Source organism: Streptomyces sp. NPDC002446 (genome assembly GCF_053595675.1).
This window is the reverse complement of sequence record NZ_JBSFYC010000033.1, coordinates 41,372-66,485: the sequence shown is the minus strand read 5'-3', so window position 1 is coordinate 66,485 and position 25,114 is coordinate 41,372. Positions and strand designations below refer to the sequence as shown.

The following is a 25,114-nucleotide window of genomic DNA, read 5'->3' as shown; positions in this document are numbered from 1 at the left end:
GGCCTGGTGGCAGGCCTGATGGGCGGTTCGGGGGCGGTCCGGGAAATTTTCCGGGCCGCCCTGTCACATTCTCCGGCCGGCCTCCGTCAGGGCAGTGAAGACGACGGACGGCACTCCGGAGGAGAGCAGTGATGGAAGCACGGATGCAGAACCCCGCGATGGTCCTTCCCGAGGCCATGCAGCCCCTGCTCGACCTGCTGAAGGCGACGCGCAAGGGCGGGGTTCCGGAAGAGACGCTGGAGCTGGTGCATCTGCGCGCCAGCCAGATCAACGGCTGCAGCTTCTGTGTGGACGGCGGCGTCAAGAGCGCCCGTAAGGCGGGTGTCAGCGACGACAAGCTGTTCACGGTCGCGGCCTGGCGGGAGGCGCCGTACTTCTCGGACGCCGAGCGGGCCGCCTTGGCCCTCGCCGAGTCGGCCACCCGGCTCGCCGACAGCTCCGACCCGGTGCCGGACGGCGTCTGGGACGACGCGGCCGACCACTTCGACGAGCAGCAGCTGGCGGCGATCATCATGATGATCGGGGTCACCAACCTGTTCAACCGGCTCAACGCGACGACCCGGCAGCCGGCGGGCGCGGGCTGGTAAGTCCCCCCGCACGGAAAAGGACCGCCCCTCCCGAGCAGCGGGAGGGGCGGTCCTTTTGCGGTGCCTGGTGGGCGGCGGGCCGTGCCGTCAGAGCACGCGGACCGCGCCGGTCGGCATGTCGTAGCTGAGCGGGCGCTCGACGATGCCGGTGCTGGAGTTCTGGGCGCCGATGAAGTTGCCGTCGCCGACGTAGACGCCGACGTGGTAGGCGCTGCCCGCGCTGCCCCAGTAGAGGATGTCGCCGACCTGGAGGTTGTCCAGGCCGACCTGGGTGCCGGTGGTGGACTGGTCCTGCGACACGCGCGGCAGGTCGATGCCGATCTGGCGGAACGCGGCCTGCGTCAGACCGGAGCAGTCGTAGGACGAGGGGCCGGTGGAGCCGAGCACATACGCCTTGCCCAGCTGCGCCTTGAGGAAGGCGAGGAGCGTGGCGGTGGAGCCGGTGGCGGTGGAGGTGGAGGGCGCGGACAGGGTCGTGCGCTCATCGGAGCGCGAGGCGCGGGCCTCGGCGGCCTCCTCGGCCTTGCGGGCCTCCTCGGCCTTCTTCTTGGCCTCGGCCTTGGCCTTCTTCACGGCCTCGGCCTTGTCCTTCTCCGCGGCCTTGGCGGCCTTGGAGGAGACGCTGTCCTGGAGCGCCTGGCGCTCGTAGTTGAACGCGACCTGCTCTGCGGTGTCGGCGCTCTTGGCGGCGCTGGTCGCCAGCGCCGCCGTGATCGTCGGCATCTCCTGGGTCTCGGAGACGGGCTTGTCCGCGGCGTTGGCCGGCACGGTCGCGCCGGTCACCGCGAGAGTGAGGAAGCCACCGGTCACACCCGCGCGCAGGGCCCGCGAGGACGCGGAAGGGCGGCGGGGTTTCCGGTGGCTGGGTATGACTGCGTTCGGGGACATGGCAATAACGGCTATCAGGAGCCGCAGGTTGCTGCCAAGAAAGGTGCAGTGCGCCACACTTGACGTGTACGCGACGAACAAAACGGACTTTTGACTACCCGTCGAGCCGGCGGCGCGATGTCCGAATTCCTCGATCATGTTCCTACGCACGGCATTTGCAGCTCAGTGCGGGGGCGGCGAGGGCTTACCACTTCCCCGGGCGCCACGCCAAGGCTTCCCGGGCGTCAAGGACTTAGTGCCTGAAATAGCGTGGGATAGGTCACTCTTGAGTGTCCGTTATGTTCCCGTGACCCGGCTCGGTCCGTCCGCTCGTGAATCGGGGCACGTATCGACGATCACGGGCGGGTCACGAGCGGACCGCGCCGACGGGTGCGACTCCTATAGCAGTTGAGGGCGTCCATCGCCAATTTGCCCGCACCGGCCGCCACTTGATAATGACCACCCCCTCCTGACCAGCGGTAACCCGTGTGAATGTCACCTCTCGTGATCACTCGCGCGCTTCACGTATGAAGATCACCGCTCATCCGACTTCATGATCCTTCGCCGGGTGGTGGAGATCACAAAGGCGTTGTTCACCCCCGTGTCGCAGATCACAGACCAGCGGGCATAAGATGCAGGCGGCTCGGGCTTGTGAACTGCCTCACATAGGCACGATCTCCACGGGGCAGCCGAAGGGCCCGAGCGGACCGCCATCCAGTCATCGTCGACTGAAGGGAGCGAGGACGGTGAACGCTTACGCGCCCATCCTCGTACTGGGAGCCCTAGGGGCAGGCTTTGCGATCTTCTCCGTCGTCATGGCCACGCTCGTCGGGCCCAGGCGCTACAACCGGGCCAAGCTCGAGGCGTACGAATGCGGGATCGAGCCGACGCCACACCCGTCCGGTGGCGGTCGCTTCCCGATCAAGTACTACCTGACGGCGATGCTCTTCATCGTCTTCGACATCGAGATCGTCTTCCTCTATCCCTGGGCCGTCACCTTCGACGCCCTGGGGCTCTTCGGGCTCGTCGAGATGATCCTCTTCGCGCTCACCGTCTTCGTCGCCTACGCCTACGTCTGGCGTCGTGGCGGCCTGGAATGGGACTAGGGGTCACACATGGGACTTGAAGAGAAGCTGCCGAGCGGCTTTTTGCTGACCACTGTCGAGCAGGCCGCGGGCTGGGTGCGCAAGTCATCGGTCTTCCCCGCGACCTTCGGGCTGGCCTGCTGCGCCATCGAGATGATGACGACCGGCGCCGGGCGCTACGACCTGGCCCGCTTCGGCATGGAGGTCTTCCGCGGCTCACCGCGGCAGGCGGACCTGATGATCGTGGCCGGCCGGGTGAGCCAGAAGATGGCCCCCGTCCTGCGGCAGGTCTACGACCAGATGCCGAACCCGAAGTGGGTGATCTCCATGGGGGTTTGCGCCTCATCGGGCGGAATGTTCAACAACTACGCGATCGTGCAGGGCGTCGACCACATCGTTCCCGTCGACATCTACCTGCCGGGCTGCCCACCGCGTCCCGAGATGCTGATGGACGCCATCCTCAAGCTCCACGACAAGATCCAGCACACCAAGCTCGGGGTCAACCAGCAGCAGGCCGCCCGCGAGGCCGAGGAAGCGGCGCTCAAGGCGCTCCCGCTGATCGAGATGAAGGGGCTGCTGCGGTGAGTGAGCAGAACAGGCCCGAGCGTCCCGACGAGCCCAACGGCAGCGCCGAGGCCGTCCCGGCGCAGCGCGACGACACCGGCGAGGTGATCGCCACCCGCCGCGGCATGTTCGGCGCCGAGAACGGCGGGGACACCAGCGGCTACGGCGGCCTGGTGCGCACCGTCCAGCTGCCCGGCGCGTCCTCGCGGCCGTACGGCGGACCGGCCGGCGGCGGAGGTGCCTCCCCGTCGGGCGGAGCCGGGAGCGGGGAAGGATTCGGCGACTTCGACGAGATCGCCGACGAGCTGGAGGGCGCCCTCGACGAACAGGGGCTCGTCCCCGAGACCGTCATCGAGAAGACCGTCGTGGACCGCGGCGAGCTGACCTTCCACATCGCGCGGGAGTACCTGCCGGCCGTCGCCCGGATCCTGCGCGACGACCCGGCGCTGCGCTTCGAGCTGTGTACGGGCGTGAGCGGGGTGCACTTCCCCGGGGACACCGGCCGCGAGCTGCACGCCGTCTACCACCTGCGGTCGATCACCCACAACCGGCTGATCCGGCTGGAGGTCTCGGCCCCGGACGCCGACCCGCACGTGCCCTCGCTCGTGGCGGTCTACCCGACCAACGACTGGCACGAGCGCGAGACGTACGACTTCTTCGGCCTGGTCTTCGACGGCCATCCGGCGCTGACGCGGATCATGATGCCCGACGACTGGCAGGGCTTCCCGCAGCGCAAGGACTACCCGCTCGGCGGCATCCCCGTCGAGTACAAGGGCGCCCGCATTCCGGCTCCCGACCAGCGGAGGTCGTACAGCTGATGACTACTGCACCGCACTCCCACTCCCCGAACGGCCACCGCACCTCAAGCGACTTCGACACTCAGGAGTCGCTGGGCCGGGAGACCACCGAGGGCACGGTCTACAACGTCTCCGGCGGTGACTGGGACGAGATCGCGGCCGCCGCGGTCAAGTCCGACGACGAGCGGATCATCGTCAACATGGGGCCGCAGCACCCCTCCACGCACGGTGTGCTCAGGCTGATCCTGGAGATCGACGGGGAGACCGTCACCGAGGCCCGCTGCGGCATCGGCTATCTGCACACCGGCATCGAGAAGAACCTCGAATTCCGGACCTGGACGCAGGGCACGACCTTCGTCACGAGGATGGACTACCTCACCCCCTTCTTCAACGAGACGGCCTACTGCCTGGCCGTGGAGAAGCTGCTCGGCATCACCGACGACATCCCCGACCGGGCCTCGGTCATCCGCGTCCTGCTGATGGAGCTCAACCGGCTCTCCTCCCACCTGGTGTGCATCGCCACCGGCGGGATGGAGCTGGGCGCCACCACGATCATGATCTACGGCTTCCGCGACCGTGAGCTGATCCTCGACATCTACGAGCTGATCACCGGCCTGCGGATGAACCACGCCTACATCCGGCCCGGCGGCCTGGCCCAGGACCTGCCCCCGGGCGCCGTCGACCAGGTGCGCGCCTTCGTCAAGAAGATGCGCAAGAACATCGGCGAGTACGACAAGCTCGCCACCGGCAATCCCGTCTTCAAGGCCCGCATGGAGGGCATCGGCTACCTCGATCTGGCCGGCTGCATGGCCACCGGAGCCACCGGGCCCATCGTGCGCTCCGCCGGCCTCCCGCACGACCTGCGCAAGTCGCAGCCGTACTGCGGCTACGAGGACTACGAGTTCGATGTGCCGACCGCCGACACCTGCGACGCCTACGGCCGGTTCCTGATCCGGCTGGAGGAGATGCGCCAGTCGCTGCGGATCGTCGAGCAGTGCCTGGACCGGCTGGCGCCCGGCCCGGTGATGGTCGCGGACAAGAAGATCGCCTGGCCCGCGCAGCTGGCCCTCGGCCCGGACGGTCTGGGCAACTCCCTCGACCACATCAAGAAGATCATGGGCACCTCGATGGAGGCCCTGATCCACCACTTCAAGCTCGTGACCGAGGGCTTCAGGGTCCCGCCCGGCCAGGCCTACGCGGCCGTGGAGTCACCCAAGGGCGAGCTGGGCGTGCACGTGGTCAGCGACGGCGGCACCCGTCCCTACCGGGTGCACTTCCGCGACCCGTCCTTCACCAATCTGCAGGCCATGGCGGCGATGTGCGAGGGCGGCCAGGTCGCCGACGTCATCGTCGCCGTCGCGTCCATCGACCCCGTGATGGGAGGCGTCGACCGGTGACCACTGTGTCTTCCGGGGGGGAGACCCCGAACCCACCCACCAGCCTGGGGATGCCCGCGCTCCCCGCGCCCGACTACCCGGCCGAGGTGCGGGCCCGGCTGGAGGCCGACGCCAAGGAGGTGATCGCCCGCTACCCCGGCGCGCGTTCGGCGCTGCTGCCGCTGCTGCACCTCGTGCAGGCCGAGGAGGGACACGTCACCCGCACCGGCATCCGCTTCTGCGCCGAACTGCTCGACCTCACCACCGCCGAGGTCACCGCGGTGTCGACCTTCTACTCCATGTACCGCCGCAAGCCGAGCGGCGACTACCAGGTCGGTGTCTGCACCAACACCCTGTGCGCGGTGATGGGCGGCGACGCCATCTTCGAGGAGCTCAAGGAGCACCTCGGTGTCGGCAACGGCGAGACCACCGAGGACGGCAGCGTCACCCTCGAACACATCGAGTGCAACGCCGCCTGCGACTTCGCCCCGGTCGTGATGGTCAACTGGGAGTTCTTCGACAACCAGACCCCGCAGTCCGCCCGGCAGCTGGTCGACGACCTGCGGGCGGGCCGGACCGTCGAGCCGACCCGCGGCGCACCGCTGTGCACCTTCAAGCAGACCGCCCGGATGCTCGCCGGATTCCCGGACGAGCGGCCGGGCGCCGTCGAGGCCACCGGCGGAGCCGGCCCCGCCTCGCTGATCGGGCTGCGCCTGGCCAAGGGCGAGGCCGCCCCCGGGCGCGGCGCCGACGGCGCCGGCCATGTCGTCGCGCCGCGGACGACCACCGAGCACCCGACCGGCGAGCCCCCGTCCGGCCACCCCGCCGAGCAGGCGCCCCCCGGCCACCCCAGCTCCCACGACGCACCGCACGAGACCTCGGCCTCCGACGAGCAGCACCCGGCCGGGCCCACAGCTAAGGAGGGGGAGTGATGACGGTGGCAGCCGAGTACGGGGGCGCCTCCCGGCCGCACACCGGGGGAGAGGCGAGCCCGGAGAAGCTCCTCATGCCCGTCCTGTCCGCCTTCTGGGACCAGCCCGAGTCCTGGACGCTGGAGACCTACCGCCGGCACGAGGGCTACGAGGGCCTGCGCAAGGCGCTCGCGATGCCCCCCGACGACGTCATCGCCTACATCAAGGACTCCGGTCTGCGCGGCCGCGGCGGCGCGGGCTTCCCCACCGGGATGAAGTGGCAGTTCATCCCGCAGGGCGACGGCAAACCGCACTATCTCGTTGTCAACGCCGACGAATCGGAGCCCGGGACCTGCAAGGACATCCCCCTCCTCTTCGCGAACCCGCATTCCCTCATCGAGGGGATCGTGATCGCCTGTCATGCGATCCGGTCGCACCACGCCTTCATCTATCTGCGCGGTGAGGTCGTACCCGTCCTGCGCCGGCTGCACGAAGCCGTACGCGAGGCCTATGCGGCGGGCTTCCTCGGAAAGGACATCCTCGGGTCGGGCCTCGACCTGGATGTGATCGTGCACGCGGGCGCCGGCGCGTACATCTGCGGTGAGGAAACCGCGCTGCTCGATTCCCTGGAGGGCCGTCGCGGACAGCCCCGGCTGCGTCCCCCCTTCCCTGCGGTGGCCGGCCTCTACGCCTGCCCCACTGTCGTGAACAACGTCGAATCCATCGCGTCGGTTCCCGCGATCATGAACAAGGGCAAGGACTGGTTCAGGTCGATGGGCAGCGAGAAGTCCCCGGGCTTCACGCTCTACTCGCTCAGCGGCCATGTGGCCAATCCCGGCCAGTACGAGGCCCCGTTGGGCATCACCCTGCGCCAGCTGCTCGACATGAGCGGCGGTATGCGCCGCGGCCACCGGCTGAAGTTCTGGACGCCGGGCGGCTCCTCGACGCCGATGTTCACCGCCGAGCACCTCGACGTCCCCCTCGACTACGAGGGCGTCGGCGCGGCCGGTTCGATGCTCGGCACCAAGGCGTTGCAGTGCTTCGACGAGACCACCTGCGTCGTACGGGCGGTCACCCGCTGGACCGAGTTCTACGCGCACGAGTCCTGCGGCAAGTGCACGCCCTGCCGCGAAGGGACGTACTGGCTGGTGCAGTTGCTGCGCGACATCGAAGAAGGGCGCGGCCGGCTCGACGACATCGACAAGATCGACGACATCGCCGACAACATCAACGGCAAGTCCTTCTGCGCCCTCGGTGACGGCGCCGCCTCGCCGATCTTCTCCTCGCTCAAGTACTTCCGCGAGGAGTACGAGCAGCACATCACCGGCAAGGGCTGCCCCTTCGACCCCGCCAAGTCGACCCTGTGGGCCGACAACGACGCTCACCTGGGGGTGAACGCATGACCGTCACGACAACGGGGTCGAGCAGCGGCTCCGCCGCGGTCCCCCCGGAGGACCTCGTCACCCTGACGATCGACGGCATCGAGATCTCCGTCCCCAAGGGGACGCTGGTCATCCGCGCCGCCGAACTCCTCGGCATCGAGATCCCGCGCTTCTGCGACCACCCGCTGCTGGATCCGGCGGGCGCCTGCCGGCAGTGCATCGTCGAGGTGGAGGGCCAGCGCAAGCCGATGGCCTCGTGCACCATCACCTGCACCGACGGCATGGTCGTCAAGTCGCAGCTGACCTCCCCGGTGGCCGAGAAGGCCCAGCGCGGGGTGATGGAGCTGCTGCTGATCAACCACCCGCTGGACTGCCCGGTCTGCGACAAGGGCGGCGAGTGCCCGCTGCAGAACCAGGCGATGCAGGTCGGCGACCCGGAGTCGCGCTTCGAGGGCAAGAAGCGCACCTTCGCCAAGCCGGTGCCGATCTCCACCCAGGTGCTGCTGGACCGCGAGCGCTGCGTGCTGTGCGCGCGCTGCACCCGCTTCAGCAACCAGATCGCCGGCGACCCGATGATCGAGCTGGTCGAACGCGGCGCCCTCCAGCAGGTCGGCACCGGAGAGGGCGACCCCTTCCAGTCGTACTTCTCCGGCAACACCATCCAGATCTGCCCGGTCGGCGCGCTCACCTCCGCCGCGTACCGCTTCCGCTCCCGCCCCTTCGACCTGGTCTCCTCGCCGTCGGTGTGCGAGCACTGCGCGGGCGGCTGCGCGACGCGTACGGACCACCGGCGCGGCAAGGTCATGCGGCGGCTGGCGGCCAACGACCCGGAGGTCAACGAGGAGTGGATCTGCGACAAGGGGCGGTTCGCCTTCCGCTACGCGCAGCAGCGCGACCGGCTGGAGCACCCCCTGGTGCGCGACCCGGAGTCCGGTGAACTGGAGCCGGCGAGCTGGCCCGCCGCCCTGGAGGCGGCGGCCCGCGGCCTGGCCGCCGCCAAGGGGCGCACCGGAGTGCTGACCGGCGGCCGGCTGACCGTCGAGGACGCCTACGGCTACGCCAAGTTCGCCCGGATCGCGCTGGGCACCAACGACATCGATTTCCGCGCCCGGGTGCACAGCGCCGAGGAGGCCGACTTCCTGGCGTCCACGGTCGCCGGGCGGGGACGCGACCTGGACGGCGGCGGTGTCACGTATACCGCCCTGGAGAAGGCGCCGGCCGTGCTGCTGGCCGGTATCGAGGCCGAGGAGGAGGCGCCGGGCGTCTTCCTGCGGCTGCGCAAGGCGCACCGCAGGAGCGGCCAGCGCACCTACGGGCTGGCCGGTTACGCCTCGCGCGGGCTGATCAAGGCGGGCGGGACGCTGCTGCCGGCCGCGCCGGGCACCGAGACCGAATGGCTGGACGCCCTCGCGGGCGGTGCCGGCCTGGAGGGCGAGGGGCACGCGGCGGCCGAGGCGCTGCGCAAGGACGGTGCGGTGATCGTCGTCGGCGAGCGGCTGGCGGCGGTGCCCGGCGCGCTGACCGCCGCGCTCCGCGCCGCCTTGGCCACCGGCGCCCGCCTGGTGTGGATCCCGCGCCGGGCCGGCGACCGCGGTGCCGTCGAGGCCGGCGCGCTGCCCGGTCTGCTGCCCGGCGGCCGGCCGGCCACCGACCCCCGGGCCCGCGACGAGGTCGCCGCGGCCTGGGGCGTGGCCGCGCTCCCGCACCGGCACGGCCGCGACACCGGCCAGATCATCGAGGCCGCGGCGACCGGGGAGCTCAGTGCGCTCCTGGTGGCCGGAGTCGAGGTCGCCGACCTGCCGGACCCGGCCCGGGCGCTGACCGCCCTGGACGAGGTCGGCTTCCTGGTCAGTCTGGAGCTGCGGCCCTCGCAGGTCACCGAACGGGCGGACGTGGTCCTCCCGGTGGCGGCCGTGGTCGAGAAGGCCGGAACGTTCCTCAACTGGGAGGGCCGGGCGCGGATGTTCGAGGCGGCGCTCAAGCCGGACCAGATGACCCGCCGCCATCTGCAGCCGGACTTCCGGGTGCTGCACATGCTCGCGGACGCCATGGCCGCGGCCGGCGGCGGCTTTGCCGCGGGGTCCCTGGGGCTGCCGGACATCGGCTCCGTACGGCGCGAGATGGACCGGCTCGGCAGCTGGGACGGCCACTACGCGGGCGACCCCGTGGAGGGCGGGCGTCCGCTGCCCAGGCCCGACACCGGCGAGGCCGTACTCGCCGGCCACCGGCTCCTGCTGGACCAGGGGCTGCTCCAGCAAGGCGACGAGGCGCTGGCCGGGACCCGGCACGCCGCGGTCGCCCGGCTGTCGCAGGCCACCGCGCAGGAGACCGGCGTCAAGGACGGCGACCTGCTGGCGGTCAGCGGGCCGGCCGGTTCGGTCCGCCTGCCGCTGCAGGTCACGCCGATGCCCGACCGGGTGGTGTGGCTGCCGCTCAACTCGACGGGCGGTGGCGTCGCCGCCGACACCGGGGCGTGCCCCGGTGACCTGGTGAAGATCTCCGCCGCCCCGGGCACGCCGGAGCCGGCCAAGGAGGTGGACGCATGATGCAGCTCGGCCAACTGGCCGCCGCGCAGACCGCGCTGGCCCAGGAGGACCTGTCGATGTTCGGCCGCGATCCCTGGTGGCTGGTCGTCATCAAGGCGGTCTTCTGCTTCGCGTTCCTGATGCTGACGGTGCTGTTCTCCATCGTCTGGGAGCGCAAGGTCGTCGCCTGGATGCAGCTGCGCATCGGCCCCAACCGGCACGGCCCCTGGGGGATGCTCCAGTCGCTGGCCGACGGCGTGAAGCTGATGCTGAAGGAAGACCTGATCGTCAAGCGGGCCGACAAGGTCGTCTACGTCCTCGCGCCGATCGTGGCGGCCATCCCGGCCTTCATGGCGATCGCGGTGATCCCCTTCGGCCCGGCCGGCAACGAGATCTCGGTCTTCGGCCACCGCACGCCGATGCAGCTGACCGACCTGCCGATCGGCATCCTCTACATCCTGGCCACGGCCTCGGTCGGCATCTACGGCATCGTGCTGGCGGGCTGGTCCTCCGGCTCGACGTATCCGCTGCTCGGCGGGTTGCGGTCGTGCGCGCAGATGATCTCGTACGAGATCGCGATGGGCGTGGCGTTCGCGTCGGTGTTCCTGTACTCCGGGTCGATGTCGACGTCGACCATCGTGGAGGCGCAGCAGGACCGGTGGTACGTCCTGCTGCTGCCGGTGTCCTTCATCATCTACATCGTCGCCATGGTGGGCGAGACCAACCGTGCGCCGTTCGACATGCCGGAGTCCGAGGGCGACCTGGTCGGCGGCTTCAACACCGAGTACTCGTCGATCAAGTTCGCGATGTTCATGCTCGCCGAGTACATCAACATGGTCACGGTCTCGGCGGTCGCGGTCACCCTCTTCCTGGGCGGCTGGAAGGCGCCCTGGCCCCTGTCCACCTTCTGGGAGGGCGCCAACCACGGCTGGTGGCCGCTGCTCTGGTTCACCCTCAAGGTGCAGCTGCTGCTGTTCTTCTTCATCTGGCTGCGCGGCACCCTTCCCCGGGTGCGCTACGACCAGTTCATGAAGCTGGGCTGGAAGGTCCTCATCCCGGTCTCGATGGTGTGGCTGATGCTGGTCGCCACCGTCCGGGCGCTGAAGAACGAGGGCTACGACTTCTCCCAGATCGTGCTGTACGTCGCCGGCGGCGCGGTCGCGCTGCTGCTGCTCTCCCTCCTCGTGGACTTCTTCCGGCGCGGCGAGGAAGAGGAGGAGCCGGACGGCGAGGGCGCTTTCGACCCGATGGCCGGCGGCTTCCCCGTACCGCCGCTGCCCGGGCAGAGCCTGCCGCCCGTGCCGCGCCGACGCCCGCGCCGTGACCGCGAGTTGATTGTCAGTGGTCGGGTGGACACTGTCGGTGACGGAAATGAGATCGACGGAAAGGGGGGCGACGGTGCCTGAGTTCCAGAACCCCGTGGCCGGCTTCGGCGTGACCTTCAAGGCCATGTTCAAGAAGCGGCTGACCGAGCAGTACCCGGAGGAGAAGAAGCCGACGGCGCCGCGTTTCCACGGCCGGCACCAGCTCAACCGCCATCCGGACGGGCTGGAGAAGTGCATCGGCTGCGAGCTGTGCGCCTGGGCCTGCCCGGCGGACGCGATCTACGTCGAAGGCGCGGACAACACCGACGAGGAGCGCTACTCCCCGGGCGAACGCTACGGCCGCGTCTACCAGATCAACTATCTGCGCTGCATTCTGTGCGGCCTGTGCGTGGAGGCGTGTCCGACCCGCGCGCTCACGATGACCAATGAGTACGAACTCGCCGACCGGTCCCGCGCATCGCTCATCTACACCAAGGAGGAGCTGCTCGTCGGCCTGGAGGAGAAGATGGTCGACTCACCGCACGCGATCTACCCCGGTATGACGGAGAAGGACTACTACCAGGGGCTGGTGACCGAGGCCGCCCCCGGGACCGTCCGCCAGGTCGCCGTCTCCAAGGGCGAACAGCGCCCGTCGGAGCCCTCGGCGCGGGCCACCGACGAGGGGGTGCAGGCATGACCGGCCTCGCCGCCGCCGCGACCTCCTCCGGGGAGGCCGTGCAGTTCTGGATCCTGGGCACGGTCGCCGTCATCGGCGCGCTGTGCACGATCCTGATGAAGCGGGCCGTGCACAGCGCCCTCTCGCTGGCCGGCACCATGATCGTCCTGGCGGTGTTCTACCTCGCCAACGGCGCGTACTTCCTCGGCATCGTGCAGATCGTCGTCTACACGGGCGCGATCATGATGCTGTTCCTCTTCGTCGTCATGCTGGTCGGCGTCACGGCCGCGGACTCCCTCAAGGAGACCCTCAAGGGCCAGCGCTGGCTCGCCGCCGGACTGGGGCTCGGCTTCGGCATCCTGCTGATCGCCGGCATCGGCAACGCCTCGCTCAAGGAGTTCAACGGCCTGGGCGAAGCGAACGCCGGCGGCAATGTACAGGGCCTGGCCGCGCTCATCTTCACCAAGTACGTGTTCGCCTTCGAGGCCACCGGCGCCCTGCTGATCACGGCGGCCGTCGGCGCCATGGTGCTCACGCACCGGGAGCGTACGGAGCGCGCCAAGTCGCAGCGCGAGCAGTCCGAGGCGCGGATCCGCGAGGGCAAGCAGGTGCCCCCGCTGCCCGCCCCCGGGGTGTACGCCCGGCACAACGCCGTCGACATCCCGGGCCTGCTGCCCGACGGCACGCCGTCCGAGCTGACCGTCAGCCCGACGCTGCGGGAGCGCGGCCAGGTCCGCGACGTCTCCGGTGAGTCGCTCGCCGAACTGAAGGCGCTGGAGCAGCGCTCCGAGGAATGGCTGGGGCGTGGCACCGAGGGCGAGTCCAAGCCCCCGTCCTCCGGCGGCGAGGCGCGCACCGAGCACAAGGAGGGGGCGAAGAAATGAACCCGGTCTACTACCTCTACCTCGCCGCACTGCTGTTCACCATCGGCGCGGCCGGGGTGCTGATCAGGCGGAACGCCATCGTGATGTTCATGTGCATCGAGCTGATGCTCAACGCCTGCAATCTCGCCTTCGTCACCTTCTCGCGGATGCACGGGAATCTGGACGGCCAGATCATCGCCTTCTTCACCATGGTCGTCGCCGCGGCCGAGGTCGTGGTCGGCCTGGCCATCATCGTGTCGATCTTCCGCACCCGTCATACGGCCTCGGTCGACGACGCCAGCCTGATGAAGCTGTAAGGGGTCGCACAAAGTGGAGAACTTGATCGCGCTGCTCGTCGCGGCACCGCTGGTCGGTGCGGCCCTGCTGTTGTGCGGCGGCAAACGACTCGACCGCAGCGGCCACTGGATCGGCACGCTCCTGGCGGTGGCGTCGTTCGCCGTCGGCGTGGCGCTCTTCGCCGACATGCTCGGCAAGAGCGCCGAGCACCGTGCCCTGCACCAGCACCTGTTCAGCTGGATCCCGGTCGGCGGCTTCCAGGCCGATGTCGCCTTCCAGCTCGACCAGCTGTCGATGACCTTCGTCCTGCTGATCACCGGTGTCGGATCGCTGATCCACATCTACTCGATCGGCTATATGGAGCACGACGAGCGGCGCCGCCGCTTCTTCGGCTACCTCAACCTCTTCCTGGCGGCGATGCTGCTGCTCGTCCTCGCCGACAACTACCTTCTGCTGTACGTCGGCTGGGAGGGCGTCGGCCTGGCCTCGTACCTCCTGATCGGGTTCTGGCAGCACAAGCCCAGCGCGGCCACCGCCGCCAAGAAGGCGTTCCTCGTCAACCGCGTCGGTGACATGGGCCTGTCCATCGCGATCATGCTGATGTTCACGACGTTCGGGACGTTCGCCTTCGGGCCGGTCCTCGCCGCCACCGGTGACACGTCCGAGGGCAAGCTCACCGCCATCGGGCTGATGCTGCTGCTGGCCGCCTGCGGCAAGTCGGCACAGGTGCCGCTGCAGTCCTGGCTGGGTGACGCGATGGAGGGCCCGACCCCGGTCTCCGCCCTGATCCACGCCGCCACGATGGTCACCGCCGGCGTGTATCTGATCACCCGCTCCGGAGCGATCTTCAACGCCGCGCCGGATGCGCAGACCGCCGTCGTCGCCGTCGGCGCGGTCACCCTCCTGTTCGGTGCGATCGTCGGTTGCGCCAAGGACGACATCAAGAAGGCGCTGGCCGGCTCGACGATGTCGCAGATCGGCTACATGATCCTGGCCGCCGGCCTCGGCCCCGTCGGCTACGCCTTCGCGATCATGCACCTGGTCACCCACGGCTTCTTCAAGGCCGGCCTCTTCCTCGGCGCCGGTTCGGTGATGCACGGCATGAACGACGAGGTGGACATGCGCCGTTACGGCGGTCTGCGCAGGTACATGCCGGTCACGTTCGTCACCTTCGGCCTCGGCTATCTGGCGATCATCGGTTTCCCCGGGCTGTCCGGCTTCTTCTCCAAGGACAAGATCATCGAGGCGGCGTTCGCCAAGGGCGGCACCGAGGGCTGGATCCTGGGCGGCGCGGCCCTCCTGGGCGCCGCGATCACCGCGTTCTACATGACGCGGGTGATGCTGATGACGTTCTTCGGAGAGAAGCGCTGGGATCCGAAGGAGGTGCATCCGCACGAGTCGCCGAAGGTCATGACGCTCCCGATGATCGTGCTGGCCGTCGGATCGGTCTTCGCCGGCGCACTGTTCAGCGTCAACGACGCCTTTGTGACGTGGCTGGAGCCGGTCACCTCGTTCGCGCACGGCCACCCCCCGGTCAGCGCCGCCACCGTCACCGCCTCGACCATCGTCGTCCTGCTCATCGGCGTCGGCATCGCCTGGGCGATGTACGGCCGAAAGCCCGTCCCGCGGACCGCGCCGCGCGGCTCGCTGCTCACCCGGGCCGCCCGCCGCGATCTGCTCCAGGACGACTTCAACCACATCGTCTTCGTGCGCGGCGGCGACCACGTCACCACCACGCTCGTCCAGCTCGACCGCTCCGTGGTGGACGGCGCGGTCAACGGCACGGCGGCCTCGATGGGCGGACTCTCCGGCCTGCTACGCCAGTTGCAGAGCGGCTTCGTCCGCTCGTACGCGGTCCAGATGCTGGGCGGGGCCGCCGTTCTCGTCGCCGCGACCCTGCTGATGAGGGGTGTCTGAGCCATGTCGTTTCCCCTGCTGACGGCAGCGGCCGTGGTGCCGGCGGTCGGCGCGATCGCCACCGCCGCGCTGCCCGCCGCCAAGCGCACCGCGGCCAAATGGCTCGCGCTGCTGTTCTCGCTGATCACCCTCGCGCTGGCCCTGGTCATCGCCTTCCGCTTCGACCCCGGCGCCAAGGGCCCGTACCAACTCACCGAATCGCACGCCTGGATCGCCGACTTCGGCGTCCGCTACGAGCTCGGCGTGGACGGCATCGCGGTCGCCCTGATCGCCCTGACCGCCCTGCTGATCCCCTTCATCATCCTGGCGGGCTGGCACGACGCCGACCCCCTCGAAGAGTCCGAGCCCAACCGGCGCTGGCGCCCCACCCAGGGCTTCTTCGCGCTGATCCTGGCCGTCGAGGCGATGGTGGTGATCTCCTTCGAGGCCACCGACGTCTTCCTCTTCTACATCTTCTTCGAAGCCATGCTGATCCCGATGTACTTCCTCATCGGCGGCTTCGGGGACGGCGCGGGAGCGGACGGCGAGGAGCAGTCGGCCGGCCGGCGGTCGTACGCCGCGGTGAAGTTCCTGCTCTACAACCTGGCCGGCGGTCTGATCATGCTGGCCGCGGTGATCGGCCTGTACGCCGTCACCGCCGACCAACTCGGCACCGGCACGTTCTCGCTCCAGCAGATCGTCGAGGCCCGCGCCGCCGGCAAGCTGGACATCGCCGACGGCACCGAGCGGCTGCTCTTCCTCGGCTTCTTCTTCGCCTTCGCGGTGAAGGCGCCGCTGTGGCCGCTGCACACCTGGCTGCCCGGCGCCATGGGCGAGTCGACCGCGCCGGTCGCGGTGCTGATCACCGCGGTCGTCGACAAGGTCGGCACCTTCGCGATGCTCCGCTTCTGCCTCCAGCTCTTCCCGGAGGCCAGCAGCTGGGCCACCCCGGTCATCCTGGTGCTGGCGCTGATCAGCATCGTTTACGGCGCGCTGCTCGCCGTCGCCCAGCGGGACATCAAGCGGCTGATCGCCTACGCCTCGATCTCCCACTTCGGCTTCATCATCCTGGGCATCTTCGCGATGACCTCCCAGGGCCAGGGCGGCGCCACGCTCTACATGGTCAACCACGGCATCTCGACCGCCGCGCTGATGCTGGTGGCCGGCTTCCTGATCAGCCGCCGCGGCTCCCGGCTCATCGCGGACTTCGGCGGCGTCCAGAAGGTCGCCCCCGTCCTCGCCGGCACCTTCCTCATCGGCGGCCTCGCCACCTTGTCACTGCCCGGCCTGGCGCCGTTCATCAGCGAATTCCTGGTCCTGGTCGGCACGTTCACCCGCTATCCGGTGATCGGCATCATCGCCACCCTCGGCATCGTCCTCGCCGCGCTCTACGTCCTCGTCCTCTACCAGCGGACGATGACCGGCCCGGTGAAGGCCGAGGTGAGCGGCATGCCCGACCTCAGGGCCCGGGAGCTGGTGGTGGTGGCGCCGCTGATCGCGCTGCTGCTCTTCCTCGGGGTGTATCCCAAGCCGCTCACCGACATCGTCAACCCGGCCGTCGACCACACCCTGTCCGTCGTGGACAAGCAAGACCCCAAGCCCACTGTGCAGGTGAACGCCGTGCCCGGCGGAGGCCGGCACGGCCACGCCGCGAATGACCAAGACGTGGAGGCCGCGAAGTGAGTCCCGTGGCAAGTGTCCACAGCCTGTGGACGGTGGCGGCCGGCGCACCGGGCAAGATCCCGGCGCCGCACATCGAGTACGCCCAGCTGGCGCCGACGCTCATCGTGCTCGGCGCGGCCGTGGTCGGCATCCTGGTCGAGGCCTGCGTGCCGCGCCGCAGCCGCTACTACTCCCAGCTGCTGCTGTCGCTGGTGGCGCTGGCCGCCGCGTTCGCCGCGGTGATCGGCCTGGCGGCCGGCGGCTTCGGCTCGTCCAAGGCGCATATCGCCGCCATGGGCGCGATCGCCGTCGACGGCCCCGCCCTGTTCCTCCAGGGCACGATCCTGCTGGTGTCCCTGATCGCGGTCTTCACCTTCGCCGAGCGCCGGCTCGACCCGGCCGCGCACGGCAACCGCGTGGACTCCTTCGCGGCCGAGCCCGCCGCCGTCCCCGGTGGCGCCGCCGAACAGGCCGCGGTCAAGGCCGGTTTCACCACCACCGAGGTCTTCCCGATCGCGCTCTTCGCGATCGGCGGCATGCTGGTCTTCCCGGCGGCGAACGACCTGCTGACGCTCTTCGTCGCGCTGGAGGTCTTCTCCCTCCCGCTCTACATCCTGTGCGCGCTCGCCCGCCGCCAGCGGCTGCTCTCGCAGGAGTCCGCCGTCAAGTACTTCCTCCTCGGCGCCTTCTCCTCCGCCTTCCTCCTCTTCGGCGTGGCCCTGCTGTACGGCTACGCCGGAACCGTGACATACGCCGGGATCGCCGAAGTCATCTCGGACGGCGCCAAGCAGATCGACCCGGCGCTGGCCGGCACGATGGGCAATGACGCACTGCTGCTGATCGGCTCGGCGCTGGTGCTGATGGGCCTGCTGTTCAAGGTCGGCGCGGTCCCGTTCCACATGTGGACTCCGGACGTCTACCAAGGCGCCCCGACCCCGGTCACCGGCTTCATGGCGGCCGCCACCAAGGTCGCCGCCTTCGGCGCGCTGCTGCGCCTGCTGTACGTCGTCCTGCCGGGCATGCGCTGGGACTGGCGGCCGGTGCTCTGGGGCGTCGCGATCCTCACGATGCTGGGCGGCGCGATCATCGCCATCACCCAGTCCGACATCAAGCGGCTGCTGGCCTACTCCTCCATCGCGCACGCCGGCTTCATCCTCGCCGGTGTGATCGCGACCAGCGAGGACGGCATCTCGTCGGTGCTCTTCTACCTCGGCGCCTACTCCTTCGTGACGCTCGGCGCCTTCGCCGTCGTCACCCTGGTACGGGACGCGGGCGGGGAGGCCACCCAGCTGTCCAAGTGGGCCGGGCTCGGCCGGCGTTCGCCACTGGTGGCCGCGGTCTTCGCGGTCTTCCTGCTGGCCTTCGCCGGCATCCCGCTGACCTCCGGATTCGCCGGGAAGTTCGCGGTCTTCAAGGCGGCGGCGCAGAGCGGCGCCGGCTGGCTCGTGGTGGTCGGCGTCATCTCCTCCGCCATCGCCGCGTTCTTCTACATCCGCGTCATCGTGCTGATGTTCTTCAACGAGCCCAAGGCGGACGGCCCGACCGTCGCGGTCCCCAGCCCGCTGACGACCACGGCCATCGCCATCGGCGTCACGGCCACGCTGGTGCTCGGTCTGGCGCCGCAGTACTTCCTCGACCTCGCCGGGCAGGCGGGGGTCTTCGTGCGCTGAGCAGCGCCCGCGCGGCACGCACAACGGCCGCCGTCCGGAGCCCATGCGGGCCCGGGCGGCGGCCGCTTCCGTGCGGGCCGGCGGTCAGCTCTTGGGCATGCTCGGCATCTCGGGCATGTCGGGGATCTTCACGCTGCCGTCGGTGGACTTGGTGTACTTCTCGGTGGGGCCGTTCTTCCAGTCGACGGTCAGGGTCTTGCCGTCCGAACCGGGCTTGAGGGTGCCCATGGTGCGGGTGGTGTCCCCGTCGGTGCACTTGATCACGGCCATGGTCATTCCGGCCATCTCCTGGACCTTGCCCAGGCAGGCGGCCTTGTGGCCGTTGCTGAGCGCGACCGTGCCCTTGCTGATCACAAGGATCTGCGGGCTGCTGCCCGATCCGGTCTTCCAGGCGCCCTCCACCGCGGTGGGGCTCGCGGGCTTGTCGGCCTCTCCCGGAGTCGACGGCGCGGCCTCCGGCGTCTTGCTCGGCTTGCTGTCGCTGTCGTTGCCGCCGCTGCTTCCGCAACCGCTGAGCAGCATCGCGGCGATGGCCGCCGCCCCGGCGATCTGCGCTGCCTTGCGCACGTACGTCTCCTCCGTTGTGGGACAGGAAACGTGAGGCTAGCAGCGCCCCCACGCCTCTCCGATCCGTCACCGAGGATTGCCGCAGCGCCGGTACGGACTTGGTGTGGGGCTGTGACGCGGGGAGGCGACGAAAGGGGTAGGTGGGGGCGAAGGGGGTGGTGATGGGGTGGGTGTGGGTGTGGGTGGGGGTGTGGGTGCGGCGATGGTGTGGGGGTGGGTGTGGGGCTGGGCTGGGGGGGCGGGGGAGGGGCGGGGGAGGCCTGGTTGTTCGCTTCCGCTTCCCTGGGGGGCCTCCCCCCCCGCCCCCGCCCCTCCCTCCCCCTCCGCCCCAGCGCACGCCGCCACGCCTACGCCTGCCCCAGCGCACGCCGCCACACCGACGCCGCTGCCACTGCCCACGCAGCATCCCCCAGCGAAGGGCATCGCCACATCGCCATCCCCGCCCCGCCACCACGGAGGACGGCGCGCCCAACGCACTCCGCGGCATCCGCGCTGGGCCAGCCCCTGGACGCCCCTGCCGCCCTTAGCCGGGACCGGAAGCGTTGCCAGGGCACCGCCGAGTCCGGGTCGGCCAGAAGCCGCGGCTGGGCACCGCTACGTGGTCGCCGTGCTCGACCGCGATCCGTCTGACCGCGATCGCGATCCGCTTGACCGCGATCCGCCCCGCCGCGATCCGCCTGGCCACGATCCTCCCGTCAGCGATCCGCCCAGCCGTGATCCGCCCGTCCGCCGTCAGGCCCGCCACCAGCGCCTCCCCGGCTACCCGTGCTACCCGTGCTCCCCGTGCCACCGCAGGAACCCGGGCTTGTTCAGCGGCTGTCCGCGGACCGGGGCGCGGGCGGGCAGCGGGTCCTCGGGGAAGGTGAGCGGCGCTGCGGTCACCTTGCCTGGGGGAGCGGGACCGTGGGTGCGGGCAGGATGCGGCCGGTGACCTCGCCCAGGCCGATCCGGACGCCGTCGGGACCCGGGGCCCAGGCGGTGAGGGTGACCTCGTCGCCGTCCTGGAGGTAGGGGCCCTTGCCCTGGGTGAGTTCGAGCAGACAGCCGAGCTGGTCGGGGTCGGGGCCGGAGACCGTGCCGGAGGCGAACAGATCGCCGGTGCGGAGGGAGGCGCCGTTGACGGTCATATGGGCCAGCTGCTGGGCGGCGGTCCAGTACATGCTGGCGAACGGGGGCCGGGAGACGACCTCGTCGTTGATGCGCACCTCGATGCGGATGTCGATGCCGCCCGGCTCCGCGCCCGAGTCGTCGAGGTAGGGCAGCGGCGCTACGTCCCGGGCGGGCGGTGCCGTACGGGCGGTGTCGAGGGCGTCGAGCGGGGTGATCCAGGCGGAGACGGACGTGGCGAAGGACTTGCCGAGGAACGGGCCGAGCGGCACGTACTCCCAGGCCTGGATGTCGCGGGCGGACCAGTCGTTGACGAGGCAGACGCCGAAGACGTGGTCGCGGAGGGCGTCCAGGCCGACGGGCTCGTGGAGCGCGGAGGGCGTGCCGACGACGAAGCCGATCTCGGCCTCGATGTCGAGGCGGGCGGACGGGCCGAAGGTCGGCGCCTCGTCCGCGGGGGCCTTGCGCTGGCCGTTGGGCCGCACCACCGGGGTGCCGGTGGCGACGACGGTGCCGGAGCGGCCGTGGTAACCGATCGGCAGATGCTTCCAGTTGGGCGGCAGTGCCGCGTCGTTCGGGCGGAAGATCCGGCCGACGTTGGTGGCGTGGTGCTCGCTGGAGTAGAAGTCGACGTAGTCGGCGACCTCGAAGGGGAGGTGCAGGGTGACCTCGTCCAACGGGTGGAGCAGCGGCGCCACTTCGTCGCGGTGGGCGGGGTCGGTCACCGCGGTGTGGACGGCCGCGCGGATCTGCTGCCAGACGGGGCGGCCGGCGGCGAGGAGGGGGTTGAGCGTCGGCGCGGTGAGGAGCTCGGCGTACGGATGGATGGCGGCGGGCAGGGCGCTGGGCAGTGCGCTCAGATCGAGGACATGGGCGCCGTAGCGGACGCCGATGCGGTGTTGGCCGGGCGCGTCGGTGGTGCTGAAGACGCCGTAGGGGAGGTTGTGCGGGCCGAAGGGATCGCCTTCCGCCAGCTCGAACGGGCTCTGCTCGGGCATGGACAGCTCCTCGCGTTCGTCGTCGCCGGTGGGCGGCCGGGCCGGCCGGGTGCTGGTGCGTCCCCGGCCGGTGGCTCTGTCGATCAGAGTACGGCCGGGCCCCGCGCGGTGAAGTGGCCTGTGGATAACTCGCGTGGGCGGTTGCGCCGGCCGGGCGTGCGGGGCCGGCGAGCCGCTGGGCCGCTGCGCCGGCCGGTCGTGCTGCCCGGCCGGGCCCGCTCGGCGCGACGGCCGCGGGGCGCGGGCGCGGGTATGTGTAGGGACCCGGCCGGATTCCGCACGGCCGCGTACGCCCCAAGTCTCGGCAATGTCCGGAAAAGCCTTGTCGCACTACGCAATTCGGGCCTAGCTTCCTTTCCTGGCACGGGCCGGGCGGGGACCGTTCCGTTTGGGGACACGTGGCGCGCAGTGGTGCACGGCTCGCGGTCGACCGGAGTGTTCCGGGGCTGGTCCTGAAGGTCGGGGCGTACCCCTGCATCACGGTGGCGTGGGGGCCATCCGGAGCCTGGGACGGCTCGGGGTGCCCATGTACGCCGTGACGGAGGACCGCTTCACTCCCGCGGCGTCCTCCCGCTATCTCCGCGGCCGGTTCGTCTGGCCGACCACCGGGCGCGAGGAACCGGACCGGCTGGTGGCGGGAGGCGCGCCGCTGACGCTGTTCACCGGCGTCAAGGTGCGCTCCTGGCCGCCGCACGCCGGCATGACGGCCTGTGCGTACGTCGTCGACAACCCCGAACTCGCCCGGATGACCACCGACTTCATCAAACGGATCGGGTTCACCGGGATCGCCGACCTGGACTGGCGGTTCGACCGGCGCGACGGCCGGTACAGGCTGCTCGACTTCAATCCGCGGATGGGCGCGCAGTTCCGGCTCTTCGAGAACACCGTCGGGGTCGATGTCGTACGCGCCCAGCATCTGGATCTCACCGGGCGCACCGTCCCCGAAGGCGCCCAGCGGGCGGGCCACCGCTTCGTCGTCGAGAACGTCGATCTGCCCGCGCTGTTCGCCTACCGGCGCAGCGACTCCCGTGCCCCTCACGCACCGGCGCGGGCCTCCGGCACCGAACTGGCGTGGTTCGCCGGTGACGACCCGCTGCAGTTCTTCACCATGCTCGCCCGGTCCGCCGGACCGGGCGCCAGACACCTGATGCAGCTGCGCCGGGCGGTTCGCCGGGCGGGGGCCGACGCACCACCGAGGCAAGGGGAGGGACCGAAGTGAGCACTCCGGTCGCGGTCATCGGGGCCGGCCCGTACGGCCTGTCGACGGCCGCGCACCTACGGGCGCGCGGCCTGCCGGTGCGGGTCTTCGGCCGCCCCATGGCGAGCTGGCACGAGCAGATGCCCGTGGGCATGCTGCTGAAGTCGACGCCGGCGGCCTCCAGCATCCACACCCCGCAGGCCGGGCACACCCTCGGCGACCACTGCGCGGCCGTGGGGGAGGGCCGCCGTTACGAGTCGGACTGGGACCTCGTCCCCGTCGAGACGTTCGTCCGGTACGGGCAGTGGGTGCAGCAGCGGCTGGTGCCCGACCTGGAGCAGGTCCGGGTGGTCTCGGTCGACCGGCGGGCCGACGGCTTCGAGCTGAAGCTGGACAGCGGTGAGCAGTTCGGCGCGCGGGCCGTGGTCGTCGCCACCGGGCTGGACGGTCTGGCGCACCTGCCACCGGAGCTGGCCGCAGCGGTCCCGGACGGGCCGTCGGCCCTGGAGAGCGCGGTGCTGCTGGCCGAGGCGGGCGCGGCGTCCGTACGGGTGGTGGCGCGCCGGCCCGCGGCGGTGGGCTTCGGCGCGCCGCCGGACCGTCAGCCGCGGCTGCGGCCGCCGTCCCCGTTCGGCAATGCCTGGTCGCTGTACGCGCTGACGTACCACGCCGGCGGGTTCCGCCGGCTGCCGGTGCCGCTGCGGCGGTATCTGGTGCGCCGGGTGCTCGGCCCGCTGGGCGCCTGGTGGCTGCGGGACCGCTTCGCGGGCCGGGTGCAGGTGACGCAGGGCCGGCGGATCGTACGGGCGACGGTCCGTGACGGCCGCCCCGTACTGGCGCTGCGCGGTGCCGACGGGCAGGGCGGGGAGCTCGCCGCCGACCATGTGCTGGCGGCGACTGGCTACCGGATGGATCTGGCGGCGCTGGACTTCCTGGGCCAGGGGCTGCGGACCGGGATCGTGGCACGGGCCGGCGGGCCCCTGCTGGACGCCGGCTTCGGCTCGTCGGTACCGGGGCTGTACTTCACGGGGCTGCCGGCGGCCGCCTCGTTCGGCCCGGTGATGCGCTTCGTCTGCGGTACGGGGTTCGCCTCGCCACGGCTGGCGCGGGCGGTGGCGCGGGCGTACGGGTGAGCCGGCGGGAGTACACGTGACCACGAGGCGGTGCGTGACCACGGGGGCGGCGCGTGACCGCGGGGCGTATACGGACGCTTAGGGCTGCTGGCGGCCTGCCGCCCGGTGGTGCCTCGGGCGCCCCGTCCGCCGGCGGCAGGGCGGCGGCATGGCGGCGGCGCGGAAGTCGCCGTGGTCCGTGGTGATTTCGCACCGGCGGTGATCCGTACGGCCGGGCCGTGGCCCGTTCGGGCCGGGCGACGGTGGTGATCGCCCGCGCGCCGGTCCGTGGCGGGTGGCGGTGAGCGGCGGTGAGCGGCGGTGAGCGGCGGTGAGCGGCGCGCGAGGATGGCCGAAGAGCGTGTGCTCCGCGCGGGTATCCGGCCCAGGGGGCATGTGTGTGGCTGATGGGGCGTGCGGGGAATCGTGTGCCTGCGGTATCCCTGTTGTCCGGCGTCAAATCCGCATCAAAGGGTGATCCGCAGCGTGCCGGGCGGCGGCTCGCTGTGCTTCCCGGGTGGTTCGGGGGGCAGGCGCTCACGGTGATCGAACTGCGACCGGATACGCTGGCCAATGGTGGAGACAGCGACAGATCGACATTCAGTTTGATCGTCAGCAGACAGGAGTACCCCTCGTGACCGTCGTCGGGCCCTTCGGGCTGAGCGTGCGGGACCAGGCTCTTGAGGCCGATGTCCAGGCCGGGTTGGCGGCTGTCGAGGAGGGCCTGCTGGAGGCCACCAAGAGCGACGTGCCGTTCATCACCGAAGCCGCGCAGCATCTCGTGCGCGCGGGCGGCAAGCGATTCCGGCCGCTGCTGGTGATGCTGGCCGCCCAGTTCGGCGACCCCCACACCCCGGGCGTGGTGCCCTCCGCCGTCGTCGTGGAACTGACGCATCTGGCGACGCTCTACCACGACGACGTGATGGACGAGGCCGATGTGCGCCGCGGCGTGGCCAGCGCCAACGCCCGCTGGGGCAACTCGGTCGCCGTCCTGACCGGCGACTTCCTCTTCGCCCGCGCCTCGCACATCCTCGCCGATCTCGGCCCCGAGGCGGTCCGGATCCAGGCGGAGGCGTTCGAGCGCCTGGTGACCGGCCAGATCCTGGAGACCGCGGGGCCGCGCGACGGCCGGGACCCCGTCGACCACTACCTGGACGTCCTCGCCGGCAAGACCGGCTCGCTGGTCGCCGTCGCATGCCGCTTCGGCGCGATGATGTCGGGCGCCGAGGAGTCGACGGTCAACATCCTCACCCAGTACGGCGAGCGGCTGGGCACCGCCTTCCAGCTGGCCGACGACGTCCTCGACATCGCCAGCGACTCCCACGAATCGGGCAAGACCCCCGGTACGGACCTGCGCGAGGGCATTCCGACGCTGCCCGTGCTGCATCTGCGGGCGCGGGCCGAGAGCCCCTCCGGCACGCCGGAGGACCGCGCGCTGTGCGAGCTGCTGGCCGGCGACCTCACCGACGACGCCCGGCACGCCGAGGCGCTGGCCGGCCTGCGCGCCCACCCGGCGCTCGAAGAGGCCCGCCGCGACACCGTGCGCTACGCCGAGGAGGCCCGCGCGATGCTCGCCCCGCTGGCGACGTGCCCGGCCAAGTCGGCCCTGGAGGGGCTGTGCGACGCGGTGGTGCACCGGGCCGGATGATCCGGACGGGCCGAACCCTGAG

20 protein-coding genes and 1 pseudogene are annotated in these 25,114 nt (G+C 70.7%); 18 read left to right on the top strand and 3 right to left on the bottom strand.

Annotated elements, in window-relative coordinates:
• Positions 1-131: 131 nt before the first annotated feature.
• Positions 132-587, top strand: a complete 456-nt coding sequence (locus tag ACWD6P_RS20200) for a carboxymuconolactone decarboxylase family protein (RefSeq protein WP_451445485.1) — start codon at positions 132-134, stop codon at positions 585-587.
• Positions 588-674: 87 nt separating this feature from the next.
• Here ACWD6P_RS20200 and ACWD6P_RS20195 read toward each other — a convergent pair whose 3' ends face one another.
• The gene (locus ACWD6P_RS20195) at positions 675-1,475 is read right to left on the bottom strand and encodes a C40 family peptidase (RefSeq protein WP_451445484.1); all 801 of its coding nucleotides are present in this window, start codon (positions 1,473-1,475) and stop codon (positions 675-677) included.
• A gap of 725 nt (positions 1,476-2,200) precedes the next feature.
• Between ACWD6P_RS20195 and ACWD6P_RS20190 the strand changes: the two genes are divergently transcribed.
• From ACWD6P_RS20190 to nuoN, 14 genes are read left to right on the top strand one after another with little or no spacing between them, the layout of a single operon-like run.
• Positions 2,201-2,560 carry an NADH-quinone oxidoreductase subunit A gene (locus tag ACWD6P_RS20190; RefSeq protein WP_451445483.1) on the top strand — a complete coding sequence of 120 codons (360 nt, stop codon included), beginning with the start codon at positions 2,201-2,203 and terminating at the stop codon, positions 2,558-2,560.
• Positions 2,561-2,569: 9 nt separating this feature from the next.
• Positions 2,570-3,124: a NuoB/complex I 20 kDa subunit family protein gene (locus ACWD6P_RS20185; RefSeq protein ID WP_030416193.1), complete on the top strand. Its 555-nt coding sequence runs from the start codon at positions 2,570-2,572 to the stop codon at positions 3,122-3,124.
• Positions 3,121-3,921 (top strand): NADH-quinone oxidoreductase subunit C, encoded by an 801-nt coding sequence (locus tag ACWD6P_RS20180; protein ID WP_451445482.1) that lies wholly within the window; start codon positions 3,121-3,123, stop codon positions 3,919-3,921. Before ACWD6P_RS20185 ends, ACWD6P_RS20180 begins: the two co-directional genes overlap by 4 nt.
• Entirely contained in the window at positions 3,921-5,297 is a 1,377-nt protein-coding gene (locus tag ACWD6P_RS20175) for an NADH-quinone oxidoreductase subunit D (RefSeq protein ID WP_451445481.1), read from the top strand. Before ACWD6P_RS20180 ends, ACWD6P_RS20175 begins: the two co-directional genes overlap by 1 nt.
• Before the next feature lie 50 nt (positions 5,298-5,347).
• Positions 5,348-6,208, top strand: a complete 861-nt coding sequence (gene nuoE / locus ACWD6P_RS20170) for an NADH-quinone oxidoreductase subunit NuoE (protein ID WP_451445480.1) — start codon at positions 5,348-5,350, stop codon at positions 6,206-6,208.
• Positions 6,208-7,590 carry an NADH-quinone oxidoreductase subunit NuoF gene (gene nuoF, locus ACWD6P_RS20165; RefSeq protein ID WP_451445479.1) on the top strand — a complete coding sequence of 461 codons (1,383 nt, stop codon included), beginning with the start codon at positions 6,208-6,210 and terminating at the stop codon, positions 7,588-7,590. Before nuoE ends, nuoF begins: the two co-directional genes overlap by 1 nt.
• Positions 7,587-10,115: an NADH-quinone oxidoreductase subunit G gene (locus ACWD6P_RS20160; protein ID WP_451445478.1), complete on the top strand. Its 2,529-nt coding sequence runs from the start codon at positions 7,587-7,589 to the stop codon at positions 10,113-10,115. Before nuoF ends, ACWD6P_RS20160 begins: the two co-directional genes overlap by 4 nt.
• Positions 10,112-11,500: an NADH-quinone oxidoreductase subunit NuoH gene (gene nuoH, locus ACWD6P_RS20155; protein WP_451445477.1), complete on the top strand. Its 1,389-nt coding sequence runs from the start codon at positions 10,112-10,114 to the stop codon at positions 11,498-11,500. Before ACWD6P_RS20160 ends, nuoH begins: the two co-directional genes overlap by 4 nt.
• Positions 11,466-12,095, top strand: a complete 630-nt coding sequence (gene nuoI / locus ACWD6P_RS20150) for an NADH-quinone oxidoreductase subunit NuoI (protein ID WP_451445476.1) — start codon at positions 11,466-11,468, stop codon at positions 12,093-12,095. Before nuoH ends, nuoI begins: the two co-directional genes overlap by 35 nt.
• Positions 12,092-12,958 (top strand): NADH-quinone oxidoreductase subunit J, encoded by an 867-nt coding sequence (locus ACWD6P_RS20145; protein WP_451445475.1) that lies wholly within the window; start codon positions 12,092-12,094, stop codon positions 12,956-12,958. Before nuoI ends, ACWD6P_RS20145 begins: the two co-directional genes overlap by 4 nt.
• The gene (gene nuoK / locus ACWD6P_RS20140; protein ID WP_350730467.1) at positions 12,955-13,254 is read left to right on the top strand and encodes an NADH-quinone oxidoreductase subunit NuoK; all 300 of its coding nucleotides are present in this window, start codon (positions 12,955-12,957) and stop codon (positions 13,252-13,254) included. The genes ACWD6P_RS20145 and nuoK overlap by 4 nt, the downstream gene beginning before the upstream one ends.
• Before the next feature lie 13 nt (positions 13,255-13,267).
• Entirely contained in the window at positions 13,268-15,151 is a 1,884-nt protein-coding gene (gene nuoL, locus ACWD6P_RS20135; protein WP_451445474.1) for an NADH-quinone oxidoreductase subunit L, read from the top strand.
• Positions 15,152-15,154: 3 nt separating this feature from the next.
• Positions 15,155-16,813, top strand: a complete 1,659-nt coding sequence (locus ACWD6P_RS20130) for an NADH-quinone oxidoreductase subunit M (protein ID WP_451445473.1) — start codon at positions 15,155-15,157, stop codon at positions 16,811-16,813.
• Positions 16,810-18,462 carry an NADH-quinone oxidoreductase subunit NuoN gene (gene nuoN / locus ACWD6P_RS20125; RefSeq protein WP_451445472.1) on the top strand — a complete coding sequence of 551 codons (1,653 nt, stop codon included), beginning with the start codon at positions 16,810-16,812 and terminating at the stop codon, positions 18,460-18,462. Before ACWD6P_RS20130 ends, nuoN begins: the two co-directional genes overlap by 4 nt.
• Before the next feature lie 84 nt (positions 18,463-18,546).
• Here the strand turns inward: nuoN and ACWD6P_RS20120 are convergent, their stop codons facing one another.
• Complete coding sequence (locus ACWD6P_RS20120; protein WP_451445471.1) at positions 18,547-19,029, bottom strand: hypothetical protein; 483 nt, start codon at positions 19,027-19,029, stop codon at positions 18,547-18,549.
• A gap of 878 nt (positions 19,030-19,907) precedes the next feature.
• Entirely contained in the window at positions 19,908-21,134 is a 1,227-nt protein-coding gene (gene fahA / locus ACWD6P_RS20115; protein ID WP_451445470.1) for a fumarylacetoacetase, read from the bottom strand.
• Between the two features lie 398 nt (positions 21,135-21,532).
• Here fahA and ACWD6P_RS20110 point away from each other — a divergent pair.
• From ACWD6P_RS20110 to ACWD6P_RS20100, 3 genes and pseudogenes are all read left to right on the top strand, one after another.
• Positions 21,533-22,353 (top strand): annotated as a pseudogene (locus tag ACWD6P_RS20110) (hypothetical protein).
• Positions 22,350-23,465: an FAD-dependent oxidoreductase gene (locus ACWD6P_RS20105; protein WP_451445469.1), complete on the top strand. Its 1,116-nt coding sequence runs from the start codon at positions 22,350-22,352 to the stop codon at positions 23,463-23,465. Before ACWD6P_RS20110 ends, ACWD6P_RS20105 begins: the two are co-directional and overlap by 4 nt.
• Positions 23,466-24,078: 613 nt before the next feature.
• Complete coding sequence (locus tag ACWD6P_RS20100) at positions 24,079-25,092, top strand: polyprenyl synthetase family protein (protein ID WP_451445468.1); 1,014 nt, start codon at positions 24,079-24,081, stop codon at positions 25,090-25,092.
• Positions 25,093-25,114 lie beyond the last annotated feature (22 nt).